This is a genomic window from Roseibium sp., assembly GCF_025698965.1.
Taxonomy (GTDB): domain Bacteria; phylum Pseudomonadota; class Alphaproteobacteria; order Rhizobiales; family Stappiaceae; genus Roseibium.
This window is the reverse complement of record NZ_JAILWL010000114.1, coordinates 1-14,791: the sequence shown is the minus strand read 5'-3', so window position 1 is coordinate 14,791 and position 14,791 is coordinate 1. Positions and strand designations below refer to the sequence as shown.

Annotated in this window: 16 protein-coding genes; 9 read left to right on the top strand and 7 right to left on the bottom strand. The window is 55.5% G+C overall.

Annotation, left to right across the window (positions count from 1 at the left end; all coding sequences use genetic code 11):
• Together K5905_RS11475 and K5905_RS11470 are read right to left on the bottom strand one after the other, a co-directional pair.
• On the bottom strand, positions 1–212 hold a 212-nt coding region (locus K5905_RS11475), incomplete at its 3' end, for an exodeoxyribonuclease VII large subunit (RefSeq protein WP_297583800.1).
• 49 nt (positions 213–261) lie between these two features.
• On the bottom strand, positions 262–1,965 hold the full coding sequence (locus K5905_RS11470; protein WP_297583798.1) for a SulP family inorganic anion transporter: 1,704 nt from the start codon (positions 1,963–1,965) through the stop codon (positions 262–264).
• Positions 1,966–2,201: 236 nt separating this feature from the next.
• On the opposite strand from K5905_RS11470, the gene K5905_RS11465 reads away from it, so the two are divergent.
• From K5905_RS11465 to K5905_RS11450, 4 genes are all read left to right on the top strand, one after another.
• Complete coding sequence (locus K5905_RS11465; RefSeq protein WP_297583796.1) at positions 2,202–2,939, top strand: 16S rRNA (uracil(1498)-N(3))-methyltransferase; 738 nt, start codon at positions 2,202–2,204, stop codon at positions 2,937–2,939.
• A 4-nt stretch (positions 2,940–2,943) separates the two neighbouring features.
• Positions 2,944–4,710 (top strand): adenylate/guanylate cyclase domain-containing protein, encoded by a 1,767-nt coding sequence (locus K5905_RS11460; RefSeq protein ID WP_297583793.1) that lies wholly within the window; start codon positions 2,944–2,946, stop codon positions 4,708–4,710.
• A gap of 159 nt (positions 4,711–4,869) precedes the next feature.
• On the top strand, positions 4,870–6,243 hold the full coding sequence (locus tag K5905_RS11455) for a glutamate--cysteine ligase (protein WP_297583790.1): 1,374 nt from the start codon (positions 4,870–4,872) through the stop codon (positions 6,241–6,243).
• A gap of 422 nt (positions 6,244–6,665) precedes the next feature.
• On the top strand, positions 6,666–7,427 hold the full coding sequence (locus tag K5905_RS11450; RefSeq protein ID WP_297583787.1) for a DUF937 domain-containing protein: 762 nt from the start codon (positions 6,666–6,668) through the stop codon (positions 7,425–7,427).
• A gap of 27 nt (positions 7,428–7,454) precedes the next feature.
• On the opposite strand, the gene K5905_RS11445 is transcribed toward K5905_RS11450, so the two are convergent.
• Both K5905_RS11445 and K5905_RS11440 read right to left on the bottom strand, forming a co-directional pair.
• On the bottom strand, positions 7,455–7,691 hold the full coding sequence (locus K5905_RS11445; protein WP_297583785.1) for a GDCCVxC domain-containing (seleno)protein: 237 nt from the start codon (positions 7,689–7,691) through the stop codon (positions 7,455–7,457).
• A 2-nt stretch (positions 7,692–7,693) separates the two neighbouring features.
• Complete coding sequence (locus K5905_RS11440) at positions 7,694–8,017, bottom strand: hypothetical protein (RefSeq protein ID WP_297583783.1); 324 nt, start codon at positions 8,015–8,017, stop codon at positions 7,694–7,696.
• A gap of 82 nt (positions 8,018–8,099) precedes the next feature.
• Here K5905_RS11440 and K5905_RS11435 point away from each other — a divergent pair, with 82 nt between their 5' ends.
• Positions 8,100–8,489, top strand: a complete 390-nt coding sequence (locus K5905_RS11435; protein ID WP_297583780.1) for a MerR family transcriptional regulator — start codon at positions 8,100–8,102, stop codon at positions 8,487–8,489.
• A gap of 97 nt (positions 8,490–8,586) precedes the next feature.
• Here the strand turns inward: K5905_RS11435 and K5905_RS11430 are convergent, their stop codons facing one another.
• Entirely contained in the window at positions 8,587–8,907 is a 321-nt protein-coding gene (locus tag K5905_RS11430; protein WP_297583777.1) for a DUF1127 domain-containing protein, read from the bottom strand.
• A 266-nt stretch (positions 8,908–9,173) separates the two neighbouring features.
• Here K5905_RS11430 and K5905_RS11425 point away from each other — a divergent pair, with 266 nt between their 5' ends.
• Together K5905_RS11425 and K5905_RS11420 are read left to right on the top strand one after the other, a co-directional pair.
• Positions 9,174–10,049: a LysR substrate-binding domain-containing protein gene (locus K5905_RS11425; protein WP_297583774.1), complete on the top strand. Its 876-nt coding sequence runs from the start codon at positions 9,174–9,176 to the stop codon at positions 10,047–10,049.
• 167 nt (positions 10,050–10,216) lie between these two features.
• Entirely contained in the window at positions 10,217–11,107 is an 891-nt protein-coding gene (locus K5905_RS11420; RefSeq protein WP_297583771.1) for a LysR substrate-binding domain-containing protein, read from the top strand.
• Between the two features lie 36 nt (positions 11,108–11,143).
• On the opposite strand, the gene K5905_RS11415 is transcribed toward K5905_RS11420, so the two are convergent.
• Positions 11,144–12,061, bottom strand: coding sequence for a DMT family transporter (locus K5905_RS11415; protein WP_297583767.1), 918 nt, complete (start codon positions 12,059–12,061; stop codon positions 11,144–11,146).
• Between the two features lie 115 nt (positions 12,062–12,176).
• Between K5905_RS11415 and K5905_RS11410 the strand changes: the two genes are divergently transcribed.
• Entirely contained in the window at positions 12,177–12,932 is a 756-nt protein-coding gene (locus K5905_RS11410) for a type 1 glutamine amidotransferase (protein ID WP_297583764.1), read from the top strand.
• A gap of 51 nt (positions 12,933–12,983) precedes the next feature.
• On the opposite strand, the gene K5905_RS11405 is transcribed toward K5905_RS11410, so the two are convergent.
• Positions 12,984–13,961 carry a threonine dehydratase gene (locus K5905_RS11405; RefSeq protein ID WP_297583761.1) on the bottom strand — a complete coding sequence of 326 codons (978 nt, stop codon included), beginning with the start codon at positions 13,959–13,961 and terminating at the stop codon, positions 12,984–12,986.
• 189 nt (positions 13,962–14,150) lie between these two features.
• On the opposite strand from K5905_RS11405, the gene K5905_RS11400 reads away from it, so the two are divergent.
• On the top strand, positions 14,151–14,791 hold a 641-nt coding region (locus K5905_RS11400), incomplete at its 3' end, for an AraC family transcriptional regulator (protein WP_297583758.1).

The window sequence follows — 14,791 nt, the reverse complement described above, 5'->3', positions numbered from 1 at the left end:
AGTTTCGAGGCAACACCGCGCCAGATAACACCGGAGAGTACGGCCCGGTCGTCTTTCAGATCCAGATAGATATGCCCTGAACCTGGCCGCGAAATCCTTCCCAGTTCCCCGCGCACGCGCACATAACCGAAGGCATCTTCCATCGTGCGTTTGATGGAGAACGATATCTCGGAAACGGAGAATTCGGCGACGTTCGAGGATGTTTCGGACACTGATGATTCCCTTTGTCTATCCGAAAACTGGACAGTTTAAGAGAGAGCGTCAAGGGCAGGTTTTGCCCGTTGACGGCTTTACCGCAGAAGTCTGTGTGTAGGTCAGCAATTCGTCGATGGTGGCCAGAATGCTCTTCTCGCCAAAGGCCGCAATCAACTGTAGCCGGCTGTGAGCGGTCGGATCGTCCAGCATATGTTCAAACAGGAGTTCGACATCCCTGCCATCAAGTTCGGCCTTCAATGTCTTGAGCGTTTGCAGGGCTGTAAAATCCACATCATCGACGCAGGAAATATCGATGCAGAAGTATTTGAGGTCCAGGTGTCGCCGGTTTGTCAAAGCTCGAATTTCACCGGCCATCCGGTCGGAATTGGCATAGTACATGCTGTGGGTGAAACGATAGATCATCAGACCGGGGGCGGCCAGCGCATTGGATTTGAGCGGTCGGGCGCGCCACGTCCCGTTGTCTTCGCCTTCAAGCAGAACATTTGTCGGGTGATAGCCATGGCGGGTGTGAACGATCAATGACAATACGATGGCAAGAACGATGCCCGGACCGACACCCGCGGCAACAACCACGATGATCGTTGCCATGGAAACCCAGAATTCCGGACGGCGCGTGCGATAAATGTTGCCCAGGCCTTTGAGGTCGATCAGGTCGACACCGATCGTAAAGACGAGCGCGGACAGTGCCGCTTCGGGCAGGTGGGCAAGCAGATCGGTAAAAAACAAAAGGATCAGAAGAACAACGGCTGCTGTAACCAGCATCGAAAGTTGACTTCGACCACCGGCGCTTTCCACCATCTGGCTTTTTGTAGGACTGCCGTTCACAACGAAAGTTCCGGTCAATCCCGCGCCAAGGTTGGCCAGACCCAGTGCTCTGAGGTCTGTGCTTTCAGCCAGATCTTCATCGTATTTTGCTGCATAAGCGCGGGCTGTCGCCGCGCTTTGCGCAAGGATCACCATCAGCATCGCGAGGGCGGCCGGGCCAAGCTGCCAGACCAGGTCAATCGACCAGTCGATTGCCGGCAGCGACAGGCTCGGCAATCCCTGAGGCACGCTTCCCACGACGGCAAGATGGGACTTCAGGTCGAAATACCAACTGAGGAAAGTCGCAAGGGCCAGGGCGACAATCGGACCGGGTATTGTTTTCGAAACCAGTTTCAAGCCGAAAATAATGGCCAGAACACCAAGAGAAACAGCCGCCGCGCTTGTGTTAACTGTCGAAATGGTCGGCAGGAGCTTCAATAAGGTTTCCAGGCTATTCGAATGAGGCAGTGTAACGCCGCTCATGCCAGACAGGGAATGGAGCGCAACCTGTATGCCGACACCAGTCAGAAATCCCGTCAACACGGTGCGTGACAGGAAATCGGCCATGAACCCGATACGGGCAATGCTTGCCGCCACAAGCAGAACACCGACCATCAGCGCCAGAAACCCTGCGAGTGCCAGGTAATGCTCAGAGCCGGTCGTCGCCAGTGCGGCAAGGCTGGTTGCCAGGATCGCGGCAGTGGCTGAATCGGCTCCCACCACCAGATGGCGTGACGAGCCGAAAAGCGAAAACAACGCCATCGGCAAAAGCAGTGTGTAGAGACCGGTGATCACAGGTGTGCCGGCGATCTTGGTGTAGCCCATCACTTCCGGAATCGCGATTGCGGCTAGGGTCAGACCGGCAAAAACCTCGGGAGCAATCCGAGACCTGGAAAGTGGCAGGATCCCCCCGAGGCACCAGTTGGTGAGTTTTGATCCGGACAATTTGGTTCCCTGTGGTGGTGTACATCTTGGCTGTTTTGCACCACGGGGGCCGGAAAAATTGCAACCTGGAGGCGCTCAAGACCCTATCGTGGCCAATCAAATGGCAAAAAACAATATGGGCAGGCCGCGACTCGGATTATCGAAATATGTGAAGCATTGGATGCAGTGATGTATCCGCCTTGAAACCCACACAATCGAGCGCCTACGTAGAACAAATGGGAAAATATGAGTTCAAAATGCAGCGATTGTTTTTGAGGCATATCCTTGCCGAGGGCGCGAGGATCGAGGTGGATCGGGGTCAGGCGAATTACCTGATGAATGTGCTGAGGTTGAAGGATGGTGACTATGTTCTGGTCTTCAATGGCAGCGACGGTGAATGGCTTGCCAAAATAGCCAGTTCAAGCCGACGGGAATGCGCGCTCATGATCATGGAGCGCACGCGCGAGCAAACCGATCGCAACGACCTGATGTACATGTTCGCACCGCTGAAACATGCCCGGCTCGACTACATGGTCCAAAAAGCGGTTGAAATGGGTGTTGGCAGTCTCAAGCCGGTGATGACCCAGCACACCCAATCGAGCCGGGTCAATCTGGAGCGGATGGAAGCCAATGTGATCGAAGCCGCAGAACAATGCGGAGTGTTGTCGATCCCGGAGGTTCTGTCACCTCAGCCGCTAAAGGATGTCCTAGCCGTCTGGCCGGAAACTCAACCGGACCGCCGCCTGTTATTCTGTGATGAAGCCGAGGGAACAGACAATCCGCTTCTGACGCTGGCGCAGATGAAGGAGGTCGGTCCGCCACCGCTGGCCGTTCTGATCGGACCGGAAGGCGGTTTCTCCGAAGAAGAACGGGCTGAATTGCGCAGCCTTGATTTTGTTTCCATTATTCCTCTCGGACCGCGTATCTTAAGGGCCGATACGGCCGCAGTCGCCGCCTTGACGGTCATACAGGCCACGGTGGGGGATTGGAGATAACTTTATGCAGCAGGAAATTCTTCCACCCGGTGCTTCCGCGGCCCATGGCAGCGGAAGCCCGGACAAAGCTGGTGTGAAGGATCCTGGTATCGCAGCGGATGCGAAGTCGGACCGAAAACGCTTTCGGCTTCCGGTCGGTGTTGCGCTTGGATTGGTGTTTTCGCTGCTGCTGGTGGTCATTTGCGGCATTATCATTTCCTATATGGCGTCCGCGGACAGGCGGATCGCTGGACGGTTGCTGGATGAGCAGGCTCTGGCTGTGCTGAAAGGCAATGAAGCAACCTTGAGGCAGTTCTTCCAGGAACAGGAGCAGCTCTACCGGTCGATCGGCGTTCATGCCGCAGCCTCGGGGGAGCGGTTCTCCGATGCAAAGCTGGTTCCCTATCACCGGCTTTTGCCTGAAGGTGTGAAACTGGAACTCGGGCGCACGGTTCTGAGAGATGAACCGTCCGATGAAGTGCCACACGTTGCCTGGTCGCAATTCCGCTACAAGGACGGGTTCACGACTGCCGTCATGGCGGCGGAGCTGGATATGGGCAACGGCCAGATGTTGGTCGGCTACTATCCGCAGCCTGTTTTCGCGAAGATAGCGGATGAAATGTCGTGGGAAGGCCGCCAGGAAGTGTTCCTCCTTTCAGGGCGCGACAAGGCGATTGTGATTGAGGGATTACCGGAAAGCGATTTTTCCGCCAGCCCGGAAAAGCCCTTGCCGGATCTCAGCAGCCTTACGAATTCTCCGCTGCATCTGATCTGGGACGACCAGCAGCGGGCGCACGATATGACAGGTGAAGTAGATGGTCGGGTGTTTCCGGGCGACCGGGGCATGTTTACGGCCATTTTCACCAATGTGGATGCAGGTCCGGCCAAGGGCTGGATTGTGGGCACGCTCTACGAGGCGGATCAATTCGGCGCGGCGCTGGATCAGACCCGGATCGTCCTCTATGCAGCAATCGTCGCCTTGATTGTGGGGGCCATCTTGTCGTTTACCGTGGGCCGCATGCTGGGCCGGCCATTGGGGCGCCTGGCACACACGGCAACCGAATTGCGGCAACTTGACTTCGAGGCCGCCGACCGGTTGCCGAGATCCAGGCTTGCAGAACTGGACGACGTCAATCAGGCCTTCAACGGTTCGATCGGTGCCTTGAACGCGTTTGCCAAATATGTCCCCAGGCAACTGGTGTCGCGCCTGATCGAAGAGGGCATGACCAGTTCGCGCAATATCGAACTGCGCGAAATGACAATCGTTTTCACGGACCTTGCCGGTTTCACCGGCATGGCTTCCCACTTGTCAGCGCAGGAGACAGCAGCCTACCTGAACGGCTATTTCGAAACGGTGTCCCAGGCAATTGCCGAAAGCCACGGCACCATCGACAAGTTCCTGGGTGACGGCGTGATGGCCTTTTGGGGTGCGCCTTCCGACCAGCCGGACCATGCGGCCATGGCGATCCGCGCCGTCAAGACACTTGCGGACCGGATTGAAAACTCTCCAATATCCAGCATGCGTGTGCGGATCGGCGTGCATACGGGCAAGGTGGTCGTCGGGGACATCGGGTCGGCTGCCCGTATGAATTACACGGTAATTGGTGATGCGGTAAACGTCGCCGCGCGTTTGCAGGAATACGGCAAGCATGTTGATCCGCACGCAAAGGTTATTGCCCTTGCAAGCGGAGAAACCATGGCGCAATTGCCCGAAGGTTTTAGTGCGACCAGCCTTGGACCGGTTGAATTGCGCGGACGCGACGAGGCGTTAACAGTGTTCAGAATTGCGTGATTTGCGCTTCTGGCGTTTTCCTTGCTTGCATTCTTCCTGCAACAAACCTAAATCACGCAAGCTCAAAAGCGTTTACGTAAAACGCGCCGGATCAATGCGGTTTGTTGGGGGCGTCGAGACGCCGTAGCTGAATGCCGCGCAGCAATTTAGGACGGTTTCATGGCCCGCGATACGGTCGACACCACACCGATTGAAACTGTTGCGGATCTGGCCGCGACCCTTGAGGAAGGATGTAAGCCGGACGACCAGTTCCGGATCGGCACCGAGCACGAGAAATTCGGTTTCTGCCTGGAAAAGCTTACGCCGGTTCCTTATGAGGGGAAAAACGGTGTCGAAGCAGTTCTGACCGGCATGGAAAACCTCCTCGGCTGGGAGCGTATTGAGGACGCAGGCAATATTATCGGTCTGGCAGATGATCAGGGCGGCGGGGCGATTTCAATCGAGCCTGGCGGACAGTTTGAACTATCCGGAGCCCCTCTGGAAAACCTGCACCAGACCTGCCGGGAAGCAAACCAGCACCTTGCCCACGTTCGCCAGGTGGCTGAACCGCTCGGGATCGGATTCCTCGGGATCGGTATGGCCCCGACCTGGTCTCGCGCGGACATGCCTCGCATGCCGAAATCCCGCTACGACATCATGACCAACTACATGCCGAAGGTCGGTTCGCTTGGCCTCGACATGATGTATCGGACTTCGACCATCCAGGTGAATCTGGATTTCTCGACCGAAGCCGACATGGTCCGCAAAATGCGGGTTGGTCTTGCGCTTCAGCCCATCGCAACGGCGATTTTCGCAAACTCGCCCTTTACAGACAGCACCCCGAACGGGTTCAAGTCCTTCCGCGCCCAGATCTGGACCGACACGGATGCGGACCGTACGGGTGACATGCCGTTTGCCTTTGAAGACGGCTTCGGTTTTGAGCGTTATGTCGAGTGGGCATTGGACGTACCGATGTACTTCGTCAAGCGCGGGGCCACCTATTACGATGTAACCGGCACTACGTTCCGCCAGTTCATGAATGGCGGGCTCGAAGGCAAGATCCCGGACGCAACTCCGAGCCTGGGCGATTGGAACAACCACCTGTCGACCTTGTTCCCCGATGTCCGGTTGAAAAAATACATTGAAATGCGCGGTGCGGACGGTGGTCCATGGCGGCGCATTTGTGCGTTGCCGGCGCTTTGGGTCGGATTGTTGTATGACAGTGGTGTGCTCGATCAGGCTTGGGAATTGGTCAAGGACTGGAGTGCGGAAGAACGCGCGGCCCTGCGCCGAGATGTTCCGAAGACGGCGCTGCAAACCCCTTTCCGGGATGGCACCGTTCTGGATGTCGCCAAACAGGTTCTTGCTCTTTCGCAGGAAGGCTTGAAACGCCGCAACCGGTTGAGCGATGGTGATCTCGACGAGCGTGTTCACCTGGCACCGATCGAGGAAGGGTTGGCAACCGGAATGTGTCCGGCCGACATACTTCTGCAGCGCTATAACGGTTCCTGGAATGGCGATATCACCCAAGTGTTCCGGGAATATGCCTACTAGGCCGCACCGGCATCAAATAGATTGCGATGGCGCGGCAAACGGCAACGAAAAGCAAGCAAAAGCGCAAAAAGCAGGCTGCCTTTCCGGTTAAGCACTTTGACGCAGCAGATCGAGGCTGTTTTGCGTCCTGTCGAAACAATGCGAATTTCCCGGCATTGTCGTTGTAACACGTTGAAAATCAGACAGTTCTCCGCAGTCTTACGCCTCTTGTCCGAGCAAATTCACTCCTATCATTGCTGTCTATTTGATAAGGGCATGTCCCAGACCTTCTCTGATGACAGACAAGATGTGGGCGATCCGGAAGAGCAAGGGTCTGTACGAATTGACCTGAAGCCCGCAACAGGTCACTCTGGCACATGGGTTTGTGAATGAGACAGTTCTTGTTTCTCAAGCTCTTGCGGCAGATTGACCGGAGCGATGTAATGATTGGTGGCGATAAAACGGTTCCCCCGTTCGATGTCTTTTCGTTGACGGAAGACGTTCGTGACCGGTTCGGCTGGTCCAATGAAGACTTGACACAGGTGATGGAGCAGCTGATGCCGGCGGCGCTGAACGGCTTTCGCTATTTCGGCAGCGCTGTTCCCGGTTTCACCGAGTTCCTGAACCAGTCATCACCATTGGCTGCTGCTGCCCAAAATCCCTTTGCCGTTTATGCGGGATTGTTTCAGAACCCGACCGAATCGGCACTAACACCGTTTTTCGGTCCCGAAGCGGTGCAACAGGCATTGGCTTCCCACATCGCCGGCCTGACCGGACTTCAGAGTGGCGCGATACAGGAAATGATGCCCGTGGCTGCCACCCTGGCCATGGGCCAGATTGCGCGGCCCTTTGTGCATGGCGAAGCCCGCAATCTTCTGGACGCTTACTTGCGCGGTTTTGCCCGCGGGCGGCCCAAGCCGCAACCGACACCGGTGGATTACCTGCAAGGTTATGCCGATGCCATGCAATCGTTCTGGGGAGCGTTCCTTCAGCCGGCCAGTATCGTGACGACGTCGGATGAAGACGAAGCGGAACCGGAAGAAGAACAACAACCGCCCGAGGAAGATTACCCGGCGGATGAAGGTTCCGAATTTGAAGAAATGGTTGCCGGCTGGATGGAGGCAGGGCGGGATTTTCAATCAAGTCAGTTCAAGGCTTTCGACAGTTTTTTCGAAAAGGCCTCCAGGAACAATCACGATTCGTAAGTGTCCGGCTGAGGTGTCTCCGAGTGTTCAGTCGGACTGGCTCATCTGTTCGCAGCAGCCTGTACCAGTCTGTTTCGGCGGACAGGGAACGGTGCCATACGAACAATAGACGCAGCAGTCTCCCTGGCGCGGTTTCAACAACGTCTGACATGAAACGCATTGATAAAACCACTGGCATGCATTCGTCGGCATTGTTTCCAGCTCGATATGCCCACATTCAGGGCAGGTGAGACGGCTGTTCAACGTTAGTGACTTCTGGTTCATTCTCACATCATCCCAATCAAAAAATCATTGATGCGAGCTTCGTTCAGAACGATGACCCAAGAGACAATAGAAAGTGCAGTTGATGGAATTAGCCACCAGGCGAACTTCCCGATCGAGCCCCTCTTGAACGAAACTATCCAGGTCAAAACCAGCAAAAAGACTGCAAAAGCAAGCACATAATAACTCACGGCAGCAATTTTGCCAAAAACAGCAAGCCAGCTTCCTCCCAGACCTAACAGCATCATCGTCATTGGAAGAATGCAGCAGCTCGCAACGCCGATTGCCGTAATTGAACTTGCACAGCTAGCTCTGGCCAATCCCTTCATGACGTTGTCCTTTCAGGCTTTGTGGAAATGCCGTGATGAATTATGCTTCCTGTAGTGACTACAGGATCAAGAGGCTGGTTTCATGGCTACAATCGGCGAAGCCTCGCGGCACAGTGGCGTTGGCATCGAAACAATCCGCTACTACGAACGGGAGGGTATTGCCTCCAAGCCCGCACGCGCTGCAAATGGCCGACGGATCTATACTTCTCAAGAAATTGGTGAACTGCGTTTCATTAGACGTTGCCGGGAACTGGGCTTTCCGCTTCAAGACGTGCGAAGGCTTTTGGCTATTTCCAATGGGAATTCAGTCAACTGCGGTGAAGTCATGCAGTTCGGCAGAAATCAGTTATCGGAAGTTCGTGCAAAAATCGCCGAGTTGAAGAACCTCCAAGATGCTCTGGAGGAACTGACATCAAATTGTTCGATTGGATCAACGAAATGCCCAATGCTTGAAACACTTAGATCGGTCTGAATTTATCAACGGCCAAAAAAAGACCCGCCAAAAGGCGGGTCAGGTAATGTCAGCAAGGCTTGCCGACAGGGGCTGCATAAGGGAGGTCAGTTGGGTGTCAGGCTGCGAGCGGGCCGCATTTGTCCTGACAGGCGTCAACGATCTTGAGGTCCGGAGACTTCGCTTGAGCGTTGGCCGCACTGAGATTCATAGAGGTTCCAAGTGAGGCGGACCCGGTCAAAACAGATGTCGGGTCGGAATAGAACGGAAGCGCCAAGGCTCGTCGAACATCGCTCCGGGTCAGACCAATGTCCTTCAATTGATCATCGGACCAGTGTTTGAGCTCTGCAAACTGGCGGCGGTTGTTGAACACACGCCATGCACGGGCAGCCATCTGCCCGAAGAGAGCGAAGAAAGTATTGGTTGCAGTGTGGGTCATGGCAATAGTCTCCTGTTAGCGGCCGGAGACATTTCCGGCAGCTCGTTCCGTGCCAGTTCTGGCAGTCCTTGTTTTGGAACATCCTCTATATGCCTCCGCGCAAAACATAAATCCAACGAATGTTTGTGATATAAATGATCGTATCTTGTGATGTGATATCTGCAGAGGGCGTATTCCCGACCAAAACGCTAACATGTCCAAAAGTATTTCATGCTTAAATGAATTCCATGCTAAGAATGAACGTTGCTTATATATGCGAGGCGGTCATGCTCGATCTGGATCAACTGCGAACCTTTGTGGCAATTGCTGAAACCGGCAGCTTCACCAGAGCGGCGGACAGTGTGCACAAGACTCAGTCCGCAGTCTCCATGCAGATGCGGCGTCTGGAGGAGCGCATCGGAAAACCGCTCTTTGTCCGGGTCGGACGTCAGTCCAAGCTGACCGAGCATGGTGAGAGATTGCTGCATTTCGCCCGCAGGCTCGTTCAGCTGAATGACGAAACCCTGGCCGCCTTTGACGATACCGAACTTGCTGGCCTTGTCAGGCTAGGAACCCCGGATGACTACGCTGACCGCTTTCTTCCAGAGATCCTGGCCAGGTTCTCCCGGTCAAATCCCAAGGCCGAGGTGAGTGTCGTATGTGCTCCGACGCCCAATCTGGCCGACATGATTGCTGAAGGTGAATTGGACGTCGCCATCATCACCCATGTTCTAAAGAAAGGGCGCAAGAATGTAGATGTCGTCCGGCGAGAACCGCTTCTTTGGGTGGTGTCGGCCCGTCACGCGGTCGAAAACGAATCTCCGCTGCCGCTCGCTCTTGGCCGGGCGACCTGTGATTGGCGAAAGGCGGCGCTCAACGTATTGAGCGATCAGATGCGCGAACACAAGCTGTTGTATTCGAGTTGGAATTCCACGGCGGTCGGAGCAGCGGTTATTGCAGGCCTTGCTCTCTCGGTCTTACCGGAATCGGCGTTGCGGCCGGGAATGAGAGTCCTCACGGAAACTGACGGATTTCCTCGATTGCCCGAGTGTGAAATCGGAATCATGCGTTCATGGCACAACAATTCCAGAGTGACGGACGCGTTGATCGAACACATTGTTTCGTCGCTGGACAACCTGTCCGTACCTCATGCGGCTGAGTGAATTTGAATATTAAACTTATCGATTTGAATTCAGGTTTTGTTTCAGGACCGCTGCTTCCGTTAAAGTAACTTTCCGATTGAAGTGTAAGAAATTGTGATGTATTTTATAACAATCAATTCGAATCTCAAATCGCCCGGCTGATATGTGGCTCATAAAAAGGGTCTCGCATGAATCACGCACTAGATATTGATCAGCTCCGTACGTTTCTCGCGATCGCCGAACTGGGAAGCTTCACAAAGGCCGGTGAGGCCGTGCACAAAACCCAGTCTGCGGTGTCCATGCAGATGCGGCGTCTGGAAGAAAGGGTCGGACAACCGATCTTCATCAAGGACGGTCGTCAGTCGAGGTTGACCGAGGACGGCCTTCGACTGGTTGAGTTCGCCCGGCGCATGATTCTCTTGAATGACGAAACCTTGTCGGCCTTCAACGGCCAGAAGGAAGTCGGTCATGTGAAGCTCGGCGTCCCGGACGATTACGCAGACCGGTTGTTGCCCCAGGTGTTGGCCGCGTTCAACAGGCTCAACCCATCCATCGATGTCCAGGTTGAATGTTCCGGCAGCCGCAAGCTGACCGAAGCTATCCGGGAAGGCGTCCTGGATGTCGCGATCACCACCTCCGGTGATACGCTGGACCTCAGAGGCGAGATCATTCGGCGTGAACCGCTTTATTGGGTCACGTCGATGCAACATTGTGCCCATACGCAGGATGTCATTCGTCTGGCCCTCGGCCCGGCAACTTGCTGCTGGCGGCGTATGTCCATGGACGCGCTTGACCGGTCAGGGCAGCGCTATCGGGTTTCCTATACAAGTTCAAGCGCGGCAGCGCTTGTCGGGGCGGTGCAGGCTGGGCTTGCGATCACGGTGTTTCCCGAAAGCGCTATCCGGGACGGAATGCGTATTCTGGACGAAAAGGACGGCTTCCCGGCGTTGCCTTTCTGCGACATCGCATTGCTGCGCTCCGATACTGCGCGTGAAGCCATGCACGACACGTTGTGCAATCACCTGATTGCCGCGATTGGCAATGTCGGCAATGGCGGCGGCCAGATGGCCGCTGAATAAACTTCCAGTTTTGCGGATCATCCGAACTGCGTGGCGTCAGCGAGCCCGCAGCATAAGCAGGTTGCCACCGAGAACGCACACCAGTCCGGCGGCGGCCAGTGGCGTCCACTGATAGCCTTCGAATATCGTCGACAAGGTCAATGCGACCACCGGAAACATGACGGTTGCATAACCGGCACGCGCTGAACCGATGCGCCCGAGAAGCGTCAGGTAGGAAGCAAAGGCGACAACGGACGCGATGAGCGCCAGATAGATCAGGCTGCCGAGATACGGAACCGACCATTCCACAGCAAAGCTCTGGCCGCGAAAGGTTGAAAAAACGCCCAGAAACAACATGCCGTAGACCATGCCCCACGCCGTTGCCGGAGTGACGCCGATCCCTCGACGCTGTGTGTCGGCAGACAGCATATTGCCGAAACAGAAGGAAAGTGTGCCACCGATACACATGGCGAGGCCAAAGGCGGCCTGAGCGTTGAAATCCGCTCCGGCAAGTTTCGGCCAGAACATCAGGCCGATACCGGCAAATCCCATTACGCCAGCCCCAAGCGCCAGCAGATTGGGCCTTTGGCCGAAGAGGATCAGACCCAGGAACAGGTTGAAAATGGAGGCAGTCGAAAAAATCACCGCCAGCAAGCCGGAGGGCAGGTGGGCCGCACCGTAGTAGAACAGGGTAAAGTTGGTTGAAAACAGGAACGCGCCAAGCCCGGCAAAGCGGAGGTGATCCTTCAACCGGAAAGACAGGTTGTGACCGCGATACCTGGCCCAGATCAACATGATCGCAGCAGCCAGAACAAAGCGCCAGAAAACGGAAACCTCCGGTGCAACTGTTGCAATCTGTCCCTTCATCGCAATCCAGCTGAAGCCCCACGCGAGCACGGTTACGGCATAGAGGCCGTAGTCTGTCGGCGTAAATCCGGTGGATTCGCGATGGACTGCAGGAGAGGCGACGCTCATGAAAATTCCGTTCGAACACAATTGGGGAGACCAAGTCTGATCTCCAATGTGAAGGCGGCTCGGCTTCAGCTCAAATGATTGTTTTTGATCTTCTCATCAATGCCGGAGATGCGTAATGTCGCGAGCATTCAAACAGGGCGATACAGCTGGTTTCTGGCGAGCCGGAGATACGATGACTTTCCTTGTAATCGAAAACTACAAGAACACCGAACTTGGCACGATCGCCAGGATCGCAAGGGAAAGCGCACAGGACTGGACGACGGTCGAGACCCATCTCGGGGAGCCTTTGCCACAGGACATCGAACGATACGATGGCTTGGTTGTCCTAGGGGGTGCACAGAACGCACTTGCCGACGAAGACTATCCTCATATGCCAGATGTTTGCAGTCTCATCAGGTTGTTTCACGAGCTGGACCGGCCGGTGATGGGCATCTGTCTCGGGGCACAGCTCATTGCCCGGACGTTTGGCGCAAGCAACATATTGGACAAACCCATCGAATTCGGTTGGAGGGACGTTGTTCCGTCGGCCGAGGGAAGGTCGGACACCGTTCTGAAGGAGCTTGGCAACGGCGGCCCCGTGTTCCATTGGCATACGGATACCATGACTTTGCCCGAAGGCGCCGTGCATCTGGCGGAAAGCGCCATGACGCCGAACCAGGCCTTCCGTCTTGGACGGGCGACCTATGCGGTTCAGTTTCATTTCGAAACCGGTCGCGATGAAGTCCGGAACTGGACCGAGGTGTTTGCCGAGGAGATTGTCGATCATACGCCGGACTGGCACCTGCGCTTCGAAGACGAAGCCGGACGACACGCCGACACAGCCGATGAAATTGGATCGGCACTGGCGCGCGCCTGGCTTTCGTTGCTTTAGGTCATCCAGCGCAGTCAAATTTCTGAGGGTATGACCTGAGGGCTGTTGAAATCAGACCGTCGGCGTTCCACCGGCGAGTATTGTGCGCATTGCCGTTTCGTCCAGATTGCCGCCGGTCAGGATCACTCCGGCCTTTTTGCCCCGGAGCTTGTCAGCGTCCTGGCTCATGGCCGCGAGTGCTGCTGCGCCTGCACCTTCTGCAAGATTATGCGTATCGGAGTAAAAGACGCGGATTGCCTCCGCGACCTCGTCTTCCGTGACTGTGACCATTCGCTCGGAGCCTGCGCCAAGAATATCCAGCGCCGGTTGCACCGGCTCACGGCAGGCCATGCCGTCGGCGAAGGTCCGGGCGGTTTCGGTATTGACGATACTGCCCGCATCGAAGGACAGCCGATACGCCGGTGCATTTTCCGTCACGACCGGCACGATTTCCGTTTTCAGGCCAAGGAGATCGCGAACCGTGATCAGGCCGCAGGCGCCTGACCCCATGCCGACAGGAACATAGACCACATCCAGGTCCGGATGCGCCCGGAAGAACTCCAGCGCATAGGTCGCGACACCGAGAACGATGTTCTTATGGAACGACGGCACCATCAGGTATCCGCTCTCTCGCGCAATTTTTACGGCAGTCAACTTGCTTTGGTCGAAGTCACGGCCGTCTATGACAAGTTTTGCACCAAAAGCCTGCATTGCCCGGTTTTTGCCTTCCGCGTTTCCTTCCGGGACGACAATCGTTGAGGGAAGGTTCAATAGCCGTGCTGCCAGCGCCATGGATTGTCCATGGTTGCCACGTGTTGCGGAAACAACCCCCTCCGGCCGGCCATGAGCATCGATGTGTTTTTGGATGAATACGATTGAACTGCGGGCCTTGAATGCGCCAATCGGTGTGTGGTTCTCGTGCTTGACGACAACTTCGAACCCGTATCTCTGTTGCAGCAAGGGCCAGCAAAAACTTGGCGTTTCGGGAACTATCCGCCGTACGATCGGAATTACGTTTTCCAGGTCTTCAAGCGTGAAAAGCGGTTTCATTCTGTGTCCTTGAATTGAGCCGACTTTGTCTGGAAAGTGGACCGGATCGGTCTCGGTCAGGTCCGGTATCTATCTGAAGGCAGCTTGCACAAATGCGAAGAACAAGTCTTTCAGGATCCTGAACCAAAATACGATCCAGCACCAGATCATGCTTGAGTCAGTGCATTTCCTGGAACATCCTGGGCCATCATGAATATTGGTAACGCCACCGTGGAAACAGCTTGCAAACCACTATCGATTGAAGCAGCGGGTCACACGCTCACTCTGCTGCCTGCGGGGGCTTATCATGCATGTTTCACTGCGTCGGTGGATAGCATTGGCTTCGCCTTTGATGCTCAGGCGGGCCGCCACGCAATCGGTTCCGACAAGAACGAGGCATACTATCGCCTACCCAATAGTTTGGCCCTGACACCTTGCGGCTGCGACATTCGATCTGCGTCCGATAGCGGTGGTGAATATCTTCTGGTCAGCGGTCCGGCAATTCGTGCGCCAAAAGCGCGTTATCAGACCAACATTCAAATCGCGGGCGCCGTTGCAATCGCATCTTGTTTACGCAAGTGGCTCCTTGGCGACCGGCATCAGGATCCATTGTCCTATGAAATGCTGATCGACCGATTGGGCGACACGGTTTCAGACCTGCCCCCTGCTTCGAAGGCGGCAAGGTGGATGACCATGAAACGGTTCCGACAGGTATCCGATCTCATTGACGAAAATATTGCTGGTGACCTGACCGTTGCCGCACTCGCAAGGGAGATCGGTGTTTCTTCGAGTTTTTTAAGTCGGGCCTTTACGGCATATTGTGGCCAGACGCCATACGACTTCATTCTGAG

Bases quoted from the DNA above. Each gene is read 5' to 3' on its own strand.
- K5905_RS11425 (WP_297583774.1), top strand. From the start codon at position 9,174: ATGCTCGATCTGGATCAACTGCGAACCTTTGTGGCAATTGCTGAAACC.
- K5905_RS11420 (WP_297583771.1), top strand. From the start codon at position 10,217: ATGAATCACGCACTAGATATTGATCAGCTCCGTACGTTTCTCGCGATC.
- K5905_RS11405 (WP_297583761.1), bottom strand. From the start codon at position 13,961: ATGAAACCGCTTTTCACGCTTGAAGACCTGGAAAACGTAATTCCGATC.
- K5905_RS11455 (WP_297583790.1), top strand. From the start codon at position 4,870: ATGGCCCGCGATACGGTCGACACCACACCGATTGAAACTGTTGCGGAT.
- K5905_RS11460 (WP_297583793.1), top strand. From the start codon at position 2,944: ATGCAGCAGGAAATTCTTCCACCCGGTGCTTCCGCGGCCCATGGCAGC.
- K5905_RS11430 (WP_297583777.1), bottom strand. From the start codon at position 8,907: ATGACCCACACTGCAACCAATACTTTCTTCGCTCTCTTCGGGCAGATG.
- K5905_RS11465 (WP_297583796.1), top strand. From the start codon at position 2,202: ATGCAGCGATTGTTTTTGAGGCATATCCTTGCCGAGGGCGCGAGGATC.
- K5905_RS11450 (WP_297583787.1), top strand. From the start codon at position 6,666: ATGATTGGTGGCGATAAAACGGTTCCCCCGTTCGATGTCTTTTCGTTG.
- K5905_RS11410 (WP_297583764.1), top strand. From the start codon at position 12,177: ATGTCGCGAGCATTCAAACAGGGCGATACAGCTGGTTTCTGGCGAGCC.
- K5905_RS11445 (WP_297583785.1), bottom strand. From the start codon at position 7,691: ATGAACCAGAAGTCACTAACGTTGAACAGCCGTCTCACCTGCCCTGAA.
- K5905_RS11415 (WP_297583767.1), bottom strand. From the start codon at position 12,061: ATGAGCGTCGCCTCTCCTGCAGTCCATCGCGAATCCACCGGATTTACG.
- K5905_RS11435 (WP_297583780.1), top strand. From the start codon at position 8,100: ATGGCTACAATCGGCGAAGCCTCGCGGCACAGTGGCGTTGGCATCGAA.
- K5905_RS11440 (WP_297583783.1), bottom strand. From the start codon at position 8,017: ATGAAGGGATTGGCCAGAGCTAGCTGTGCAAGTTCAATTACGGCAATC.